At 69.7% G+C, this 2,805-nt stretch carries 3 protein-coding genes; all 3 read right to left on the minus strand.

The window, feature by feature from the left end; genetic code table 11:
• The coding region (locus ABFS34_16375; GenBank protein ID MEN8377001.1) for an ATPase, T2SS/T4P/T4SS family at nt 1-624 on the minus strand (624 nt) is incomplete at its 3' end.
• A gap of 165 nt (nt 625-789) precedes the next feature.
• A complete protein-coding gene (recA, locus tag ABFS34_16380; GenBank protein ID MEN8377002.1) occupies nt 790-1,860 on the minus strand; it encodes a recombinase RecA in 1,071 nt (356 codons plus the stop codon).
• 4 nt (nt 1,861-1,864) lie between these two features.
• A partial coding sequence (thpR, locus tag ABFS34_16385; GenBank protein MEN8377003.1) for an RNA 2',3'-cyclic phosphodiesterase occupies nt 1,865-2,805 on the minus strand: 941 nt, incomplete at its 5' end.

Genomic DNA, 2,805 nt, shown 5'->3' on the forward strand with positions numbered 1-2,805 from the left:
GTCGCGCATCTCGCCGACCAGGATCACGTCGGGATCCTGGCGCAACGCGGCGCGCAGGGCGTTCGCGAAGGTCTGGGTGTCGACTCCGATCTCGCGCTGGTTCACCACCGAGCGGCGGTCGCGGATCAGGAACTCGATCGGGTCCTCGATGGTCATGATGTGCGCGGTGCGGTGCGCGTTGATGTGGTCGATCATCGAGGCCAGCGTCGTCGACTTGCCGGAGCCCGTCGTCCCGGTCACGAGCACGAGCCCGCGCTGCTCCATGGCGACCTTCTCGATCACCTTGGGCAGGTGGAGCTGCTCCATCGTCTTCACGCCGAAGGGGATCACGCGGAACACGATTCCGATCGTGCCGCGCTGCTGGAAGACGTTCACGCGGAAGCGGCCGAGGCCCGGAATCCCGTAGGCCAGGTCGCACTCGCGGAACTCCTCGAAGCGCGCCTTCTGCACCGGGTTCATGATGGCGACGGCGATCTTCTGCATCTCGTCCGGCATGATGCGCTCGCCGTTCTTGAGCGGAACGAGCGCGCCGTCCACCCGGAACATGGGCGGTAGACCGGACTTGAGATGGATGTCGGAGGCGCCCCCCTTGAGCGCAACCTTCAGGACGTCGTCCAGCACCAGCGGCATCGCCGACTCCTCGCCAGACGTCCCCACGCACGTGGAGACGCTCCGGGTCGTTTCGGTCGATTCCGGGGGCCCCTTGAGGCCGGAAGAAAACCGCAAGGGCTGGCCTGGGGGGATCGAGCCCCGGTCGGGCAGTGAGCCCGGCCGGAACCTCCACCCCCGCTAGGCCTCCGCTGCGGCCTCCTCGGCGGCCTCCGGCGCCTGCGCCGGCACGGACCGCTTGATGCCCTTGGCGGCATAGACCGCCTCGGCGAGCCGCTCGCGGATCTCCGGGTTCTCGCGCAGGAAGCGCCGCGCGTTCTCGCGCCCCTGGCCGATGCGCTCGCCGTCGTAGCTGTACCAGGCGCCGCTCTTCTCGACCGTGCCGGCATCGACCCCCAGGTCGAGTAGATCGCCCTCGAAGGAGATGCCCTCGTTGTAGAGGATGTCGAACTCGGCCTGCCGGAAGGGCGGCGCGACCTTGTTCTTCACCACCTTCACGCGGGTGCGGTTGCCCACCACGTTGTCGCCGTCCTTGATGGCGGCGATGCGGCGCACGTCGAGGCGGACGGACGAGTAGAACTTGAGCGCGTTGCCGCCGGTCGTGGTCTCGGGGTTGCCGAACATCACGCCGATCTTCATGCGGATCTGGTTGATGAAGATGACCGTCGTGCCCGACTTCGAGACCGTACCCGTGATCTTGCGCAGCGCCTGGCTCATCAGTCGCGCCTGGAGGCCCATGTGCGAGTCGCCCATCTCGCCCTCGATCTCGGCGCGGGGCACCAGAGCCGCCACCGAGTCGATGACGACCAGGTCGACCGCCCCGGAGCGCAGCAGCACGTCGGCGATCTCGAGCGCCTGCTCGCCCGTATCGGGCTGCGAAACCAGCAGGTCTTCGACGCGCACGCCGAGGCGGCGGGCGTAGGCCACGTCGAGGGCGTGCTCGGCGTCGATGAAGGCGGCCACGCCGCCCTGCCGCTGCACCTGCGCGACTGCGTGGAGCGTGAGCGTCGTCTTGCCGCTCGACTCCGGCCCGTAGATCTCGACCACGCGTCCGCGCGGATAGCCGCCGACGCCGAGGGCGAGGTCGATGCTCACGGAGCCGGTCGGAATCACGTCGATCTCCCGATCGATCGACTCCTCGCTCATGGTGAGGATCGAGCCCTTGCCGAACTGCTTCTCGATGCTCGAGACGGCCATCTCGATTGCCTTGCGCTTCGCGTCGGCGCGATCCGTTTCGTTGCTCTTGGCCATGCGATCAGTCTCCTTGTTGGAATTCTCGAATGCTCGCGGGGGGAGGAAGTGTCTCTTCCGCGGTGAGCGGGAGGTGTGCCAGCGGCGCGTAGCGGGAGCCGTCGCGCCCGAGGTCGCTCCGGAACAGCACGACCTCGCGGACGGCGAGCGGGTCGGTGCAGGCGGGGGGCACCGCGAGCTCCGGGAGCCGGCGGCCGCGCACGCGGCCGAGCGTGAGGTGGCCGCGGAAGCGCCGCTTCTCGGGCGGCAGGCCGCACGCCACGACGGCCCCTTCGATGCGTTCGGCGAGCGCCGCCAGCTCGGCCTCGGGCTCGAGCGGCAGCACGACGACGCGCGGACGGCGCTCCGAGGGGAACGCCCGAGGCGGCCCGAGCGTGACGGCGAAGGGCTTCGCGCCCCGGAGCGCCTGCTCGACCGCGGACACCAGCTCCGGCACGAGCGGGACCGCCACGTTGCCGAGGAAGCGGAGCGTCACGTGGTAGCCCTCGCTCCGGACCCAGCGCACGCCGTCGCCGTTCGGCCGGGCACGGAGCGCCCGCACCTGTGCAGCCACCTCGGCCCGCGCGCCCTCGACTTCGATGTTGCTGCGGATGCGCCCCCCGTCGAAGAGGTTCCAGCGCAGGCCAGGCACGATGCCCCAGGTGGCGCCGTGGCCGAGGTCCGAGACGTCGGTCGCCTCCAGGGCGAAGAACGCATCCCAGGAACCGGCACCGCGCTCGGCCATGGGACACTCCTCGATATGGGGGCCGTCGTCATCGTGGAACAGCTCGCTGATCCAAGTGACCTCTCGCTGCGCGGCCGTCTCCAGGACCTGGTCTTTGAGGTCCTCGATCTCCGGGCCACCGAGATCGGCAACGTCCGACTGGCCGCCGCGGATCAGCTCGGTGGCGACGTCGTCGAGCGCCTGGCGGGCGCGTCGGAAGAGGACCAGATGGCCCGGTCCCA

Source organism: Gemmatimonadota bacterium (assembly GCA_039715185.1).
GTDB lineage: Bacteria > Gemmatimonadota > Gemmatimonadetes > Longimicrobiales > RSA9 > DATHRK01.

Bases quoted from the DNA above. Each gene is read 5' to 3' on its own strand.
- recA (MEN8377002.1), bottom strand. From the start codon at position 1,860: ATGGCCAAGAGCAACGAAACGGATCGCGCCGACGCGAAGCGCAAGGCA.